Source organism: Pseudomonas sp. GW821-FHT09E04 (assembly GCF_059416185.1).
In genome coordinates this window covers 64,177-79,804 of record NZ_JBWKOR010000006.1, presented here as the reverse complement: position 1 = coordinate 79,804, position 15,628 = coordinate 64,177, and the positions used below count along the sequence as shown (strand labels likewise).

Sequence of the window (15,628 nt, the reverse complement as noted above, 5' to 3'; positions counted from 1 at the left end):
TCAGGTATGACGTTCGCGAAACAGCACAAAGCGGAAAAAGCAGTACCCCAGAAGCGCATTCACCAGTGAAAACACCGCGACCGTCATCAACCCCGGCAGATGGCGGGCATCGGCGACCCACCCGACGCCGTAACTCAGGATGCTCATCACACCGATAAACGCCAGGTACACCCATAAGGGCGTTTCAAGCTCGAACGTATACAGCGCATTCATGTAGAACGAGAACGCTGCGGCGAAACAGAATGCCGCGAAGTTGCTCGCCGATTGATCAAACTCAGCGGCAGTGATCAGTACGAAAAAGATCTGCCAGTGGATCAGCATGCTGGCGAGGCCAATGATCATTGGCGCGGAAAATCCCTTCCACAAGACATTCATCGCAGATCCCTGTTGTTGCGGTTCAAGGCGGGATTTCACGCTAGGGCAAGGCGCGGGCGGGGTCTACTGTCAGAAATTACAGGTCGGTAGTGGTTTCTGACCAACGGTCACCATTGCAGCAACCGGCCGTGAGGCGGCTCTTTCATGACGATGAAGCCGTAATCTCCGATCAGGTAGATGCGGTAATAGAGTCGATCCACCAACGCTGGAAACCCCTGATAGCCGACGCGGGTGGCGTTGCGCCGTTCGCGTTCCGCGACCACGTTGGTGATACCGGCCGACGGCAGGTTTTCCGCGAGCATGAAGTAGTCGATGTTCAGCAAGTAGCGCAGCACCGGCAGCTGCCTGAAGGTGCCCTCTGCACCCGCCAGCCAGCGGTCGGAGTAAGTCACTGACATATAAATCCGTTTGGCTTCGCGCAGTTCGCGATGGGAGGAAATGTCCTGGCTGAGGCTGTACAGGGCGCTATTGGCGAAGGTTTTTTCCATCATCAGCACCCGCCCGTAAGCGAAGGACAGCGACAACGTTGCCAGAAGCGGAATGGCCAACAACAGGGGCAGCCGCGAGTGCAGCGACGTCAACCCGACATAGGCCAGATAGAACAGCAAGATCAGCAGCACGCCGAACCCCATCAGGGTGCGTGCGCCTTCGTTGAAGTCGCGAAACAGCAGCGTCATGCCCGGCACCAGCAGCACAATCAACGGCAGCGTCAGCAGGCAGATGAAGCTCAGGAGCAAACCTTGTGCGGTGGGCTCATTGCGCAGGCGAATCTGCCGTCCCAACCGCACACCACCGAACAGTGCACACAGCACCAACACAACGAATACAGCCGTGTAGCCGCCGTGAAACAGCAGCGCAACTTTCTCCATCACCCGACCGATATTGATGCCGATCTGCAACAGCGGATCAGCGCTACCGTTGAGCAACTCCGTGCGCCCGGATTCCGTGAACGGATAGGCCGTGACCGCATAGATCAGCACCGCCAGCACCAGTTGCGCCAGCCTCCATCCCGACAGGCGCCAGAACTCCGCCCACGGCACTCGCCGATGAACATTCCTCAGCAACTCCACACAACACAGCCCGAGAAACACATTGAGACTGACCTGATACAACCCGATCGCCAGCGCCAGTAACACCGACGGCACCAGCCATCGCTGTATTTTGGAATTACCACAAAAAGTGATCGCATAAATCACCGCGACCAGACTCAGGGCCATGCCGGCCCCGTCGTATTGATAGGACAGGTTCTGCAACAGGAACGGGTTGTACCAGAGCGGCAACGGCACCAGGCAACAGGCCAGGGTCGGTTCGGGGAAATAGTGAAAGGTCAGACGAGTAAGGGCCAATGACATGGCCACCGTGGCGAGCAACAACGGCAAAGGAAAGATGTTCGGCGCAGCGCCGGTGAACGTCAGCGCCTGATACAGCCAGTCCATGAACAACCGCCCCTGCCCGGCCCAGACATTGCCGGCAGCCAGGGTGCGCCAGTTGTCGTCGATGTAGGGGAAGTCGGCGAGGATCAGCGGCAGGATGTACAGCGTCGTGGCAAGCAGGAAAAACAGCACGACCTGACGGCGGCCGAGTTCTCGTACGAGAAAATCGCTCATCCTCATTTCAGTGCCTCTGTTCACTGCTGTGCTGATTTCGACAGTGATAAAGCTTGGAACATGACAAAGGATCAGAAGTCGTTTTCACCGGTCTTTCAGACCAGCGGTTTTAAACCTGCACCAACGAAAAAGCCCCGGCCAATCGACCGGGGCTTTCGCGTTTCAGCACTGGCGTTTTACGACGCCGAACGCACCGCGCCCCGGGACGCATCGCTCGGTTGCAGCTTGAACACGTAGAACAACACGGTCAGCAGCACCAGGAACGCCGGGCCGACATACAGCGCCACGCGAGTGTCCGGGAAGTACGCCATCAGACCTACCACCAGCACCAGGAACGCCAGCGCCAGATAGGAACTGACCGGGAACAGCCACATCTTGTACTTCAGGCCGGCACGTTCGCTGGCGCTCAGGCCTTTGCGGAATTTCAGCTGAGCCAGCAGGATCATCACCCAGGTCCAGATCGCACCGAAGGTGGCGATCGAGGTGACCCAGACGAAGACTTTTTCCGGCACCAGATAATTCAGCAACACACCCAGCAGCAGGGCGAAAATCGACAGCAGCAATGCCCGACGCGGCACGCCGTTGCTCGACGTGCGGGCGAAACCGGCCGGCGCCTGACCGTTCTGCGCCAGGCTGTAGAGCATGCGCCCGGTGCTGAAGATGCCGCCGTTGCACGACGACAGTGCGGCGGTGATCACCACGAAGTTAATGATGCCGGCAGCGGTCTTGATGCCCAGACGCTCGAAGGTCATCACGAACGGACTGCCCTGAGTGCCGATTTCATTCCACGGGTAGATCGACAGGATCACGAACAGCGCGCCGACGTAGAACAACAGAATCCGCCAGAACACCGAGCCAATCGCATTGGGAATGGTCTTCTGCGGGTTCTTCGCTTCACCGGCGGTCAGGCCGATCATTTCCACACCGAGGTAGGCGAACATCACCATTTGCAGGGACATCAGCACGCCCGTCACGCCGTTGGGCATAAAGCCGCCGTGGGCCCACAGGTTGGAAATCCCCAGCGCCACGCCGTCGTTGCCGAAACCGAAGGCGATGATACCGATGCCGCCGAGTACCATGGCGATGATGGTGACGATCTTGATCAGGGCGAACCAGAACTCGAACTCACCGAAGGCCTTCACCGCGATCAAGTTGATCGAGCCCATGCTGATCAGCGCCGCCAGCGCCCAGATCCAGCGCGGCACATCGGGGAACCAGATGCCCATGTACACCGCCACCGCGGTGATTTCCGCGACGCAGGTCACCAGCCACAGGAACCAGTAGTTCCAGCCAGTCAGAAAGCCCGCCAACGGGCCGAGATAATCCTGTGCGTAACGGCTGAAGGAGCCGGCGACCGGGTTGTGCACGGCCATCTCGCCGAGGGCGCGCATGATCACCAGGATCGCCAGACCACCGATGATGTAAGACAGCATGATCGCCGGGCCGGCCATTTCGATGGCCTTGGCCGAACCGAGAAACAGACCGACACCGATACAGGCGCCGAGCGCCATCAGGCGAATGTGCCGTTCGCCGAGTTCGCGTTTGAGCGGGCCGCCTTGAGCGGTCTCGCCATGAGGCAGGTGATTGCCTGTTGGCATTTGGGGACATCCTCGTCTTGTTATTGGATAGACCACCGTGTGTCGAAGCGTCGGCCGATAGGCCTTGGCTTCCCGACACCGCGCCTGCCTCGTGGGCAGATGCGTCCTGCAGGGCCAGACCTGGAGGATCAGCGGGCTGGCAGTATAAAAAGCTTCCAGCAGGAAATTTCACTCTAAAAGACGCGATATTCAGCGACATAATTCGCCAATCATCGGACTTTCGAGATAAACACTCCTGAAAAAACCGGATTATTCACTGCCGAAATGGGCGCCGAGTATTGCACAGCAATGGTGCAGCGTCATGCCCCTACCCAAGTCGTATTTACCCGCGCACTGCTCTAATCCGGCCCTGTCGGGCTTGCAGTCCAGCATTGCGAAGCGACTGCCCGGTTTGCAGATTTGTTCAGGCTCGCCCCTTCACAATTTTTTCACCCGCGCCAACCACCGACTAAGCTTCAGACAAGTCCGATCAATCTGCGTGAATGGATCAATCGACTATGGGCGCTTTGTGGCAAACCGATTCGAGTGAAAAAGTGGTTCCGACTGAACGTGTGGATGAAGCGCCTGCACCTGAGAAACCCCGTCGTAATCGGCATGGGTGGAAGGCTTTCTGGCTATTGCTGTTGATCATTGCAATTGTGGTGGGCCTGGCCGCGACCAAGGAAATGCGCACCTCGCGCTTTCAATCCCGCGAGGTCAGCCAGTACGCCGCCAGACTGACCTATGAACTGCAACCGGGGCCCAGCGAAGCCATTCGTTATCCGGGCAACGGGCCGTTCGATCTGCGTCTGGGCTACAGCTCGCTGGACGAATTTCTGCCTCGGTTGCTCAAGCGCAATTATGTGATCACCGAACAGACGCGCTTCTCGCCAGCGCTGCTCGGCTATACCGACAAGGGTCTGTTCGTGCCCTACTCCGAGAAAATCCAGGCCGGGCTGTCGATCACCGATTGCCGCGCCGCGCCGCTGTATCAGTACAACTATCCGCAACAGCTGTATTCGAGTTTCGAGTCGATTCCGCCGGTGGTGGTCAACAGCCTGCTGTTCATCGAAAACCGCTTCCTGCTGGATCCCAAACAGCCGATGGCCAACCCGGCGGTGGACTGGCCGCGCTTCGGCATGGCCGCGTGGTCGCAAGTCGCCAAACTCTTGCACTTGCCAGGGCAGTCGGCGGGCGGCAGCACCCTGGCCACCCAACTGGAAAAATATCGCCACTCGCCCGACGGACTGACGGTGAACGGTGCCGAGAAAATCCGCCAGATGATTTCCGCCAGCGTGCGCGCCTACCAGGCCGGCCCGGATACCTTGCCGGCCCGGCGCAACATCATTCGTGACTACCTCAACAGCGTGCCATTGTCGGCGGTGCCGGGGCATGGCGAAGTCCACGGCATGGCCGAGGGTTTGCGGGTCTGGTACGGCGCCGACTTCAATGAAGCCAACGCAAAACTGGCAAGCACTGCGACTGATCCGAAGACCCTGGCGGACAAAGGCCTGGCCCTGCGCGAAATGCTCTCGCTGATGATCGCCCAACGCCGCCCTTCGCATTACCTGACCAAGGGCCGCGAAGAACTGGCCGATCTCACCGACAGCCACTTGCGCCTGCTTAAGCAGAACGGTGTGATCGACGCGGCGCTGGCCGATGCTTCCCTGGCCAGCAAGGTCACCTACCGCGACTGGCAGACCCAGCCGACCATTCAGCCGATCGAGACCAACAAAGGCATCAGCGTCGCGCGCAGCCGTCTGGCCTCGATGCTCAATCGTCCGCTGTACGACCTCGACCGCCTCGACCTCTCGGCCACCAGCACCCTGCAAGGCGAGCTGCAAACCCAGGCCACCGCCTACCTGAAAAAACTCGCCGACCCGGCCTATGCAACCGAAGTCGGGCTGATAGGCGAGCGCCTGCTGACGCCCACCAGCACCACTCAGGTGCGCTACAGCTTCACCCTGTTCGAGCTGACTCCGGACGGTTCGCGAGTGCGGGTGCAGACCGACAGCACCGACCAGCCGTTCGACATCAACGAGGGCAGCAAACTGGAACTGGGCTCCACGGCGAAGATGCGGGTGCTGACCACCTACCTGCAAATCATCTCGGAACTGCATGACAAGTACGGCGCCATGACCGTGCCGGAACTGAAGAAAGTCGACGTGCCGGATCAGGATCGCCTGACCCAGTGGGTGATCGATTACCTGATCCAGAACAAGGATCACGATCTGTCGAAAATGCTCGGCGCCGCCCTCGACCGCAAATATTCCGCCAGCCCCGGCGAAGCGTTTTTCACCGGTGGCGGCCTGCACGTGTTCCACAACTTCCGCAAGGAAGACAACGGCCGCATGCCGACCTTGCGCGATGCCCTGCGCGAGTCGATCAACCTGCCGTTCATTCGCCTGATGCGCGATCTGGTGCGTTACACCACCTATTCCGGCCCCAACAACAGCGCCGAATTGCTCAAGGACGACCGCGACCCGCGTCGTCAGGAATACCTCGCTTCGTTCGCCGACCGCGAAGGCACCTCGTTCCTGCTCAAGTTCTGGAAGAAGTACAAGAACAAGGACACCCAGGCCCGGCTCGATACGTTCCTCGACAGCATGCGCCCGACGCCGATCCGCATGGCCGCCGTGCACCGCTATCTGCTGCCCAACGCCAGTCAGGAAGACTTCAACACCTTCGTGCGCTCGCACCTGAAGGGCGTCAAAATCACCGAAAAGCTCACCGACGAGCGCTTGGAACGCCTCTACCTCGCCTACGGTCCCGGCACCTATGATTTGCCGGATCAAGGCTTCATCGCCAAGGTCCACCCGCTGGACCTGTGGCTGATCGGCTACCTGCTCAATCACCCGGACGCTACCTGGGGCCAGATCGTCAAGGCCAGCCAGTTCGAGCGTCAGGAAGTCTACAGCTGGCTGTTCAAGAGCAAGCACAAGGGAGCCCGCGACAGCCGTATCCGCACCATGCTGGAGATCGAGGCGTTCCTCGACATCCATCAGCGCTGGCAGAAAGTCGGCTATCCGTTCGATCACCTGGTGCCGTCGCTGGCCACCGCCATCGGCAGCTCCGGCGACCGCCCCGCCGCGCTGGCCGAGTTGATCGGCACCATCCTCAACGACGGTGTGCGCATGCCGACGCTGCGCATCGACAGCCTGCATTTTGCTGCCGGCACGCCTTACGAAACCAAACTGGTCAACGACCCTCATGTCGGCAAACGGGTGATGCCGTCGGAAGTGGCCACTGCAATGCGCGAGGCACTGTCGCAAGTAGTGGACTCGGGGACGGCCAAACGTGTTTCCGGCAGTTTCAAACTGAACGATGGAACACCGCTGACCATGGGCGGTAAAACCGGCACCGGCGACAACCGTATCGAAGCCATCGGTTCTGGCGGACGCATTTTGAGTTCCAAGTCGATCAACCGTACGGCGACCTTCGTGTTCTACATCGGCGACCACCATTTCGGCACACTCACTGCGTTCGTTCCGGGACGCTCGGCGGAGAACTTCAAGTTCACCTCGGCCCTGCCAGTGCAGGTGCTCAAGGGCATGGCGCCGATTTTGATGCCCTATCTGCAACCGGGCAGTGATTCGCAATGTCGGCCACCGCAGGTTCCCCAGGTGGCCCTGATGAACCTGCCATCGCTTAACCCCGATTGAAGTTGTGGAGGCAATAACTAATTATTTTATGCATTCCAATATTCAATGTTTTGCCTGCCAGGTTCGCACTCGAACAGCAGGCTTTTGAACTAATTCTCTGCACTCTTGAACGTTAGGCTGAACCTTCCTGACTTATTCAAGGCTGTACCCATGACCGCAACAACTGAATACAAAGGGCAACATTACGAATTAATCAAATCGCGGATCGATCCGGTATTTATCGATATGCAGCCGCAACACGGCGAAGCGTTGAGAAAGATCAAACCTCGTCGTGAATCGTGGATGACGCCGCAACTGGCCAGGGTCAATAAAAACGCCTGGGCAACCCGTAACAGCGCCGACAAGGCACTGACTCGACTGAAAGACATTCACTCGTTTGCCGAACCGCTGCTCAAGGCCCGTTTACGGGAAAAAACCGGCATTGATGTCGACACCGGAAATACGTTTCTGATGCTGTATCGCGAAGCCACATCGCCTTGGTACGTGATAGGGACATTAGGGGGTTCAACTACAAGAAAAGTGTCATTGCTCGAAGCCGCGTTGAATAACTTTTCCTATAACGAAACTTACGCATCGAATTCCGCGTTTCTCGTCAAAAGAGAACATGTGGATGATCAGTACGATATTTCGCCACTTGATCGACTGATGACCGTTGCCCAGTTCCAGACGCTGTGTCGGGAACTGGATATCGGCAAACTCTATCAAGCGCACCTGCAGGAAATGCTGTTGAACGACGAGCCGGTGGCGCGCAGTTATGTGCAGTCACGGGTTGTGCAGAGTCACAAGGCCACGCTGCAGGCCGCCGCGCACATGGCGTTGGCGAAAAAAGAGATCAGCCGCGAAGGTTTTCAACTGATTCGCGCCCTGCTCGATGGTCGCGTGGCACTCAAGCTTGGCCAACAATCGATGCAAGCCTGCGAGCTGAACATCATGGATCTGAAGCTGACCGGTATCCTGATCCTGCGTCCCGAGCCCGCTCAGCCGCTGCATTCCTCGCGAGTCATCGTCTACGTCCCGCACGATCCCGAACATCCGTTGAAGGAATACGACTCCCACCTCGCCTTTCTCAAGGAACTGACCCGTCAGTTGCAGAAGAACGAAACCCTGGCCTCCACCGGTGGCAATTACTGGCAGTTCTTCAGCCAGTTCGTCGATCACCATGAACGCGGGCACTTCTTCGCCGATCTCAAACAGCGTCTGACGCATGTGAATTGGTATCCACACGAACGTGGAGACTCGCGTCCGTCCTGGCGCGAAACACCGATCAGCAACCCGAACCTGCAATACGGCGCGACAGCCATCACCGGGCCATTGTGGGAATCTCTCTATCAGCGGCAGCTCGACAAGATCCTCAACGATGCACGCAACATTGCCGTGCCTACCGCCGATGCGGACAAGAGCGCGCGCGCAGACTGGTGGGCGAACGTCTTCAAGATTGTCCAGGACATCCTGAACGTGGCGGTGATGGTGGCTGCGCCCTTTGTGCCTGTCGTCGGCCTTGCAATGCTTGGCTACACCGCCTGGCAATTGACCAATGAAGTCATCGAAGGTGTGGTGGATCTGACGCTGGCCCATTGGGAAGAAGCCGCGGAGCATGTGGTGGGGGTGGTCAACGATGTTCTTCAACTGGCGGCTTTCGCCAGTGGCGCCCTGATCGCCAAGCCGTTGCTGCTGAAGCTGTCTCCCTTGATTGAAAACATGAAAGCGGTGCGTTCGTTCGATGGCAGCACGCGCTTGTGGCACCCGGATCTCAAACCGTACGAGCAGTCGCAACTGACGCTTCCGGTTGGCTCCAGACCGGATGCCCTGGGTCTGCACCAACACGCCGGCAAGTCTGTACTGCCGCTGGAGGGCAGGCACTATGCGGTCAGGCTCGATCGCAACAGTGGTCACTATCGTGTCGAGCACCCTTCCCGACCGCAGGCTTATTCACCACGACTGCAGCACAACGGCCGGGGGGCCTGGACTCACGAGGCCGAGTCCCCCCATGAGTGGGAAGGCACACGCCTGATGCGCCGAATGGGTCACCCGGTCGACGGTTTGAGTGACGCCGAGCTGGAACGAATACGCCGCATCAGTGGCACGCCGTTCGACTCGCTGCGCCGGATGCATGTGGAAAACACCCCGCCACCGCCGTTACTGGACGATACGCTCACCCGCTTCAAGACCTGGCAGGAAGCCAAAAATGTCGGCGAACTCATTCGTACCGGACAGCCGCTCTATCCAGAATCGCACTGGTTCGACCGGATAGTCCCTGACATGCCGGGCTGGCCTGCCGACAAGGCCCTGAAGGTCTGGCAAAACAACGATCTGACCGGTGCTTACAGGCAATACGGCAATCCCCAGGCTTCTGACGGTCAGACACTGTCCATCGGCATTGCCGATGTAATGGCCAACAAACTCCCTGAGCGGCTGGTGGACTTTCTCGACGACGTCGACATGCAATCCCTGCTCGGCGGGAACTACCCGAAGGCCGAACGGGTGCAAGTGTTGCGCAACCAGTTGGCCGAACTCGCGGTTACCCGGCGAATGGAGATTTTCGACTATCAGTACAACTTCAAGAATCGCACGCCCGATACCGGGGCCCAGTTGATCCAGCGCCACTTTCCGCGGTTGCCTGCACGGCTTGCCGAATCGGTGGCAGGCGAGGCGACAGCTGCCGAACACAGCATCATGACCGACCAGCAACGCCTCCCGCTGCGCCTGAAGAGTCAGGCTCGCGAAATCGAATTCGAGGTTCTGGCGACCCGGGCCAATGAGGGCGTGCATGATCCGGCACTGCTGATACCCGACACCGAACGCCTCGCCCTGAATGCCTTGAAGATCCACACCGACACTTACCAGGACTGGCGCATCGAGGTGCGCGAAGGCACGGACGACGGCCAGCTGCGCTGCAGCGCGGGCCCTAATGCTGCCACCACGGTGCGCAGGCTGATCAGGGACGAACACGGCCGCTATGAGGTGCATGACGCAGCTCACAACAGACTGCACGAGGCTGCCGGCTTCTACGACGCCGTACTGTCAGCCTTGCCCTCAGCCAAGCGCACGGCCCTTGGCTATCGCATCGGTGAAGGGCGAATGTTCAGGCAATGGGTGATGCTCATGAGCGAGACGCCGGCCGAACGCAGGACATTGCTGGCCCGCCCCTCCGTCCACCCATTCGTCCCGCTGGAAACGGAACTGCTGTTGCGCGGCCCGAGGCTATCCAAGGGGCCGCTGACCGTGGAAGAGAAAGTCGGAAATCTCTACCCGCATTTCAGCGAAACAGAAGTGACGGCGTTCACCCGGTCGTTGCACGGCACCGGCGATGCGCACTGGAAAGTCGAACGGCTGGAACGTGAACTCAAAGCTTTGAAGGAAATACTAAAATCCTGGGAACATAAACTCCGGGCAGAGAGTGCGCCGGTTGACTACGAGAGCATGGGGGTGCCGCAAACCTATTGGGCATATCAACACAAGGGAGGACGCTTTATCGCCGACCGTCTTCTGGAGTGTTTCGAACGCAGATCCGAGGTGTTCCAGGAGCGCAGCACCAGCCTTGAGAGCGGGTACGCGCTGGACCTGTCGAAAGAGATGCTGCCCCATGACCTTCAGGATTGGTGGAGGCAGTTGCCCGAAGGCCTCAAACCCTGGCTCGATCAGGTCACGACACTGAACCTGGACGGTCAGGGGTTCTCTTCGGCCTCGAACGGGCTGTTGAAGGATTTCCCTCAGTTGCGACAACTGAGCGCCAGACGCTGCGGTCTCAAGACCCTGCCGGCCAGTATCGGTCAGATGCAGCGTCTGGAAACCCTGCGTCTGAACGACAACCAGCTGCAACTGACACCCGCCAATGCGCAGCAATTGAACACGCTGACACGCCTGGAAGTCCTGAGGCTGGACAACAATCCCGTCAGCATGCCCCTGTCGGTCGGGCGCATGCCAAGGTTGCGGATCCTGAGCCTGATCAATACGCAGATCGACGCCTGGCCGCTGGGCCTGTTCGATGTTTCCCGCTCCCGAGGATTCTTTCTCGATCTGGGCAACAATCCGCTCAGGTACATCCCCGAAGTGGCGCCCGGTTCCAATGAAGCACGACTGATCGCCCGTACTCGCGTCCATCTGGATCAACTCACCAGACGAGCCCGATCCACCTACGAGCAATATCGAAGGTCAGTGGGTATGCGCCCTTCGCAAAGCTACGCGACCATTGCTGAAGATTTGCTGGAGCAATGGCCGGTTTCCGTGGACACCGAACTGGCTGATGAAACGCCCGGCATCGGGGCTCTTCGTCCAGAAGCGTGGCACGAACTGGCAAGCGAGCCTGGTTCCGATGGTTTTTTCAAAGTTCTGCACAAGCTGACCCGTTCTGCCGACTACCAACAGGGTGGCGAGGCGCTGGATCAGTTGACCGACCGTGTCTGGCGAATGGTCGACGCCATGGACATCGACACCCGGTTGCGCGAAGAGCTGTTCCTGATGTCCACCGATCCCGAAGGTTGCGAAGATGCCGGGGCCCAGTTGTTCAACAGCATGGGAATACGCGTACTGGAGTCGGAGGCACGCACCTTTTCCAGCTCTCCCGAGGAGCTTGAACGCCGATTGGCGACACTGGCCAAAGGCGCTGCACGACTCAAGCAGGTGAACGAGATCGCCCGAGCCGATATCGCGTCCCGAGAAGGCGAACCGGACGAGGTTGAAGTCCATCTGGCCTATGAAACAGGCCTGGCCAGACGCCTTGAACTGCCCTGGCAGTCCGAGGCCATGAAATTCCGTCAGGTTGCCGGGGTCAGCGATGAAACCATTGATGACGCCTACGACAGCATTGTCGATGATGAAGCCGGTGACGGTCTGATCGACCAGATGCTCGACCAACCCTTCTGGGATCAGTATCTGCGTGAGACCTGGCCGGGAGAAATCGAAGCCAACACTCGTGCGCATCAGGAAAAGGCCGATCTGCTGATCGATTTGCGGGCAGCCCAGGCGAGTTGGGTCGAATCCGCTGATCGTTCACCGCCACTCAGGCGGGCACTCGCCGAACTGGCGCGCAAACTCTCCATACCGGACGCAGCGGTCTTCACGCCGGAAGAAATGAGCCAGAAAACTTACGACGAGTTGCTTTTAGACATTGGCCGGCAGGAGAAAGCGTTGAAACGAAGACTGACTCGCGAGGCCATGGCCCGCGCAAGGATCTGACCCGACCGGAGTCACCTGAAGGCAACCGGACCGGTTGCCTTCAGGGTGGGCGTCAGACCTCTGAATCCCAGATCACCGTGACATTACCGGCGTACCGCCTGGCCTGGCCGGGCTGCAGCATCTGCTCGACGTAGTCCCTGGGTATTTCGAAATGCAACGTGCCCGCTGCCCGTTCCAGAAACCGGCCCGGCTGAAATCCCGGGGCATCGGGGCTGGACGTCAACGGCCGACGACGCACAGGCTGGCCCGCGCTGTCGGTGATGCTGTCGGGCAGGCTGACACTCACGAACACTTGCGCATCGGTCACGCCCCCCTCGGCATCCCGTAGCCCACAGGACTGCACACCGCCGTACTGGCATTCGACAAACATCTTGAATCGCGACGACGACGAAATGTTGAAGGTCTGATCGCGGAACAATCGTACCGGTTTGCGCCCCTGTTGCAGCCAGGCCTGCCAGCCGCCTTGCGGTACCAGTACGACCTTGTTACCGCCGGGGGGAATGTCGACCTTGAGCACATGCTGCACATCCAGCACGAACCTGAAGGTCACGGCCGAATTGTCCGGCAACAGATTGTCGCCAGTGTCCATGTCCATCCCGGGGCCGACGCCATAGGTCAATGCGCCTGTGTACAGGCCGGCCGACATCTGCAGCGGATTCGGCGTACGCAGTTCATAGGCCACGTCCAGATAACCGTACGACATCCACGGAATCATGAATGCCGTCTGTTTGGCGCACGTCCCTTCGGCAGGTGTTTTCCAGAAGAAGCGATAGAAGTCCGGCCCGTACGATGACATCGCTCCGGCGCGGCAAGGTAACGGCGCAAATCCCCAACTGGTTCCCCAGAGTTTGAAATGCGCCTGCTGATCATCGGTTTCGCCCGTCAGGCTGGCCGCTGTGTCGCTCAGCACATACTGGGAACCAAATCCGCCGATGCGCATTTCCACCGTTGCCGATTCACCGGTGAACACATTGGTGACCACCAGGCTGCGCCATTGCGCCGGCATCTTGAACATCGCGCCGTTACGCTCGGACGCACCCGGTTCGATCGCTCGTATTGAAGCGAAACGCAGTGGCAGGCGAACACCCGACATGGGTTTGCAATCGTTTGGATAAGTGCCGCAGTAGCCGCTCTGGGGTGTCTGGTTGATGAAGGTGTTGGTCTGTGGATTGGCCGGATCGGGAATGTAGACCGCACGGATTTCCTGAGACACTCCGTACGCGGCGCTCGACAGCAACCACCCGCATACCCCGCCCCACCCAATTGCCTGATTGAATCTGTGGATCTTTCGCAACCCTGAAACCATTACCAACTCCTTGCTCAGCAATCGGTCTGCTGTGTTTCAAGCGTTCAACCCGCCGGGGCCGCCACGTTGAAAATGATGTTGACGCTGCCGTAGTAGTCTCCCGGCGTATACCCGTCCGGGTGCACACGGGGTTCGATTTCAAGGCTCACCCGCTTGCCCGCCACCGCCTCCTCGCGGGACACGACCTGACGCGGTACCGGGTTGTGGTTCAGTTCGACGCCGTTGAAGGTGACGCGCAGGCTGATGTCATCCCGCGAGTCCTGGCCGCTGGAAAGAATGGCGAAACTTTCGAGACGGGCTTCGATGGCGCTGCTGTCGGTGCGTACATCGAAGTTCTTGCGCAGACCACCGAGGGTGGACGTCCTCAGGTCCCAGGGCAGCGTCTGCTGATGGTGGATCCAGTCCGATTCGCTGGGTATCACATAAAATTCCAGGGTCGGAATGTCCACCGAGACTTCAAAGATGTGTTTCTCCTGCGCCGCGAAAACGCCTCCGGACATCGGCGTCGAAACGCCCACGGACACGGCAATGACCGCTTGCTTGATCATGTCACTTCCCTTTGCATCGATAAAAAGCCGCCTCCCTGGGGGCTTTGTGGCAGGTGTTGACTGCGACCTTTCATGTTCCGTAAACGAAGAACGGACGCCGGTCGTCACCACTTATTCGCCTGGGGCCCTGGCGTTGAACAGCACCAGGACGTTGCCGACGTATTCGCCGGCCTTGTAACCGCCCACCGGTGTGATCGGGTCTATCTCCAGCGGAACACGTTTGCCTGTCACGGCCTCCTCTTTTGACAGCACCTGACGAAATGCCGGATCGGCACTCAGCTCTACATTGTTGAAGCGCACGCGCAGGTCGATGTTTTCACCAGGCCTGCCATTGGACAGGTACGGCGCACTTTCCAGGCGAGCCTCGATGGCACTGGTGTCATGCCGCACATCGAAGTTCTTGCTGAAGCCGCCAAGTGTTGAGTCCGGGTAGTTCCAGAGCAGAACCTGTGGCCGATGAATCCAGCCTGGTTCCGACGGCAGGATGTAGAACGATCGGCTGGGGATCGTCAGCGTGACTTCGAACTGCAGCGTTTCCCGGGCCGCCCACGCCGTGGTGCAAGACAATGCGCTGATTGCTGCCAGTGTGGCGGCCATAAAATGTCTGTTCATCGGGTTATCCGTATTCAGCGGCTGACGACCTTGAGATCCTGCCTGCGCTCGCCTTCGACGAGCTTGAAGCGGTATTCGCGGCCTTTTTCCTTATCGAAACCGAACGTACGGCCGGCCATGACGTGGTGTTTGACGGTCGCACCGCAATCGGTTTCCTTGTCCAGCGAGCAGCTCTTGAACTCGTCGACCACCACCACCGTGTTGCCGTTGTTGCGCACTTCATACCGACTACCGGTGTCATTGAGGACGGTGTCGTAGCGGGCATCTTTCGGGCGCACGAAAAACACCGTGCCGAATCCGGTCATCACATTGACGCCGGCCGACAGCGTCTTCTTGTAGTCTTCGCGCTCCTCGCTGGAGATCACGAAGTCGTCCTCCTTCTCCGGTACCACCGGCACGAATCGCACCCGGAAATAGCGCTCGCGATCGCGCTCGCCCATGTACAGCAAGCGCGTACCCTGCATGCCCTGGGCCGGGATGATCAGCCGTGCCGGGCTGGCCATCAGGCCGTTGCGCGACGCACCATCAGCGGCATTGGTGACCGGGATTTCCTTGGGCTGACCGTCGCTGCCGTAAACGATCTCCAGCACGTTGACCTTGACGAATGCGGTGCTGTCGCCGCTGTTGAACACCCGTTTCAGGTAGGTGCTCTTCTCGCCGTCCAGGTAGTCGTACACCGTCCCCACATTGATCTGCGGCCCGGCGTTGGCCGTCGTCCAGAACATCGCACACAGCAACAGAAAAAACAGTCGTGTCATCGTTTCAA

9 protein-coding genes are annotated in these 15,628 nt (G+C 59.2%); 2 read left to right on the top strand and 7 right to left on the bottom strand.

The window, feature by feature from the left end; all coding sequences use genetic code 11:
• The 3 genes from AC07N4_RS22015 to AC07N4_RS22005 form a co-directional block, all read right to left on the bottom strand.
• Window positions 1-375: a GtrA family protein gene (locus tag AC07N4_RS22015; protein ID WP_493066042.1), complete on the bottom strand. Its 375-nt coding sequence runs from the start codon at window positions 373-375 to the stop codon at window positions 1-3.
• A 107-nt stretch (window positions 376-482) separates the two neighbouring features.
• Window positions 483-1,988 (bottom strand): glucosyltransferase domain-containing protein, encoded by a 1,506-nt coding sequence (locus tag AC07N4_RS22010; protein WP_493066043.1) that lies wholly within the window; start codon window positions 1,986-1,988, stop codon window positions 483-485.
• A gap of 170 nt (window positions 1,989-2,158) precedes the next feature.
• Window positions 2,159-3,580 carry an amino acid permease gene (locus AC07N4_RS22005; protein WP_102620793.1) on the bottom strand — a complete coding sequence of 474 codons (1,422 nt, stop codon included), beginning with the start codon at window positions 3,578-3,580 and terminating at the stop codon, window positions 2,159-2,161.
• Between the two features lie 497 nt (window positions 3,581-4,077).
• On the opposite strand from AC07N4_RS22005, the gene AC07N4_RS22000 reads away from it, so the two are divergent.
• Window positions 4,078-7,221, top strand: coding sequence for a transglycosylase domain-containing protein (locus AC07N4_RS22000; RefSeq protein WP_493066044.1), 3,144 nt, complete (start codon window positions 4,078-4,080; stop codon window positions 7,219-7,221).
• Window positions 7,222-7,371: 150 nt separating this feature from the next.
• The gene (locus AC07N4_RS21995) at window positions 7,372-12,396 is read left to right on the top strand and encodes an NEL-type E3 ubiquitin ligase domain-containing protein (RefSeq protein WP_493066045.1); all 5,025 of its coding nucleotides are present in this window, start codon (window positions 7,372-7,374) and stop codon (window positions 12,394-12,396) included.
• Window positions 12,397-12,448: 52 nt separating this feature from the next.
• Here the strand turns inward: AC07N4_RS21995 and AC07N4_RS21990 are convergent, their stop codons facing one another.
• From AC07N4_RS21990 to AC07N4_RS21975, 4 genes are all read right to left on the bottom strand, one after another.
• Window positions 12,449-13,609 (bottom strand): hypothetical protein, encoded by a 1,161-nt coding sequence (locus AC07N4_RS21990; protein ID WP_256580615.1) that lies wholly within the window; start codon window positions 13,607-13,609, stop codon window positions 12,449-12,451.
• A gap of 137 nt (window positions 13,610-13,746) precedes the next feature.
• The gene (locus tag AC07N4_RS21985; protein WP_102620797.1) at window positions 13,747-14,250 is read right to left on the bottom strand and encodes a CS1 type fimbrial major subunit; all 504 of its coding nucleotides are present in this window, start codon (window positions 14,248-14,250) and stop codon (window positions 13,747-13,749) included.
• A gap of 111 nt (window positions 14,251-14,361) precedes the next feature.
• Entirely contained in the window at window positions 14,362-14,862 is a 501-nt protein-coding gene (locus tag AC07N4_RS21980) for a CS1 type fimbrial major subunit (RefSeq protein ID WP_102620798.1), read from the bottom strand.
• A gap of 14 nt (window positions 14,863-14,876) precedes the next feature.
• Window positions 14,877-15,620 carry a pilus assembly protein gene (locus tag AC07N4_RS21975; protein WP_102620799.1) on the bottom strand — a complete coding sequence of 248 codons (744 nt, stop codon included), beginning with the start codon at window positions 15,618-15,620 and terminating at the stop codon, window positions 14,877-14,879.
• Between the last annotated feature and the right edge of the window lie 8 nt (window positions 15,621-15,628).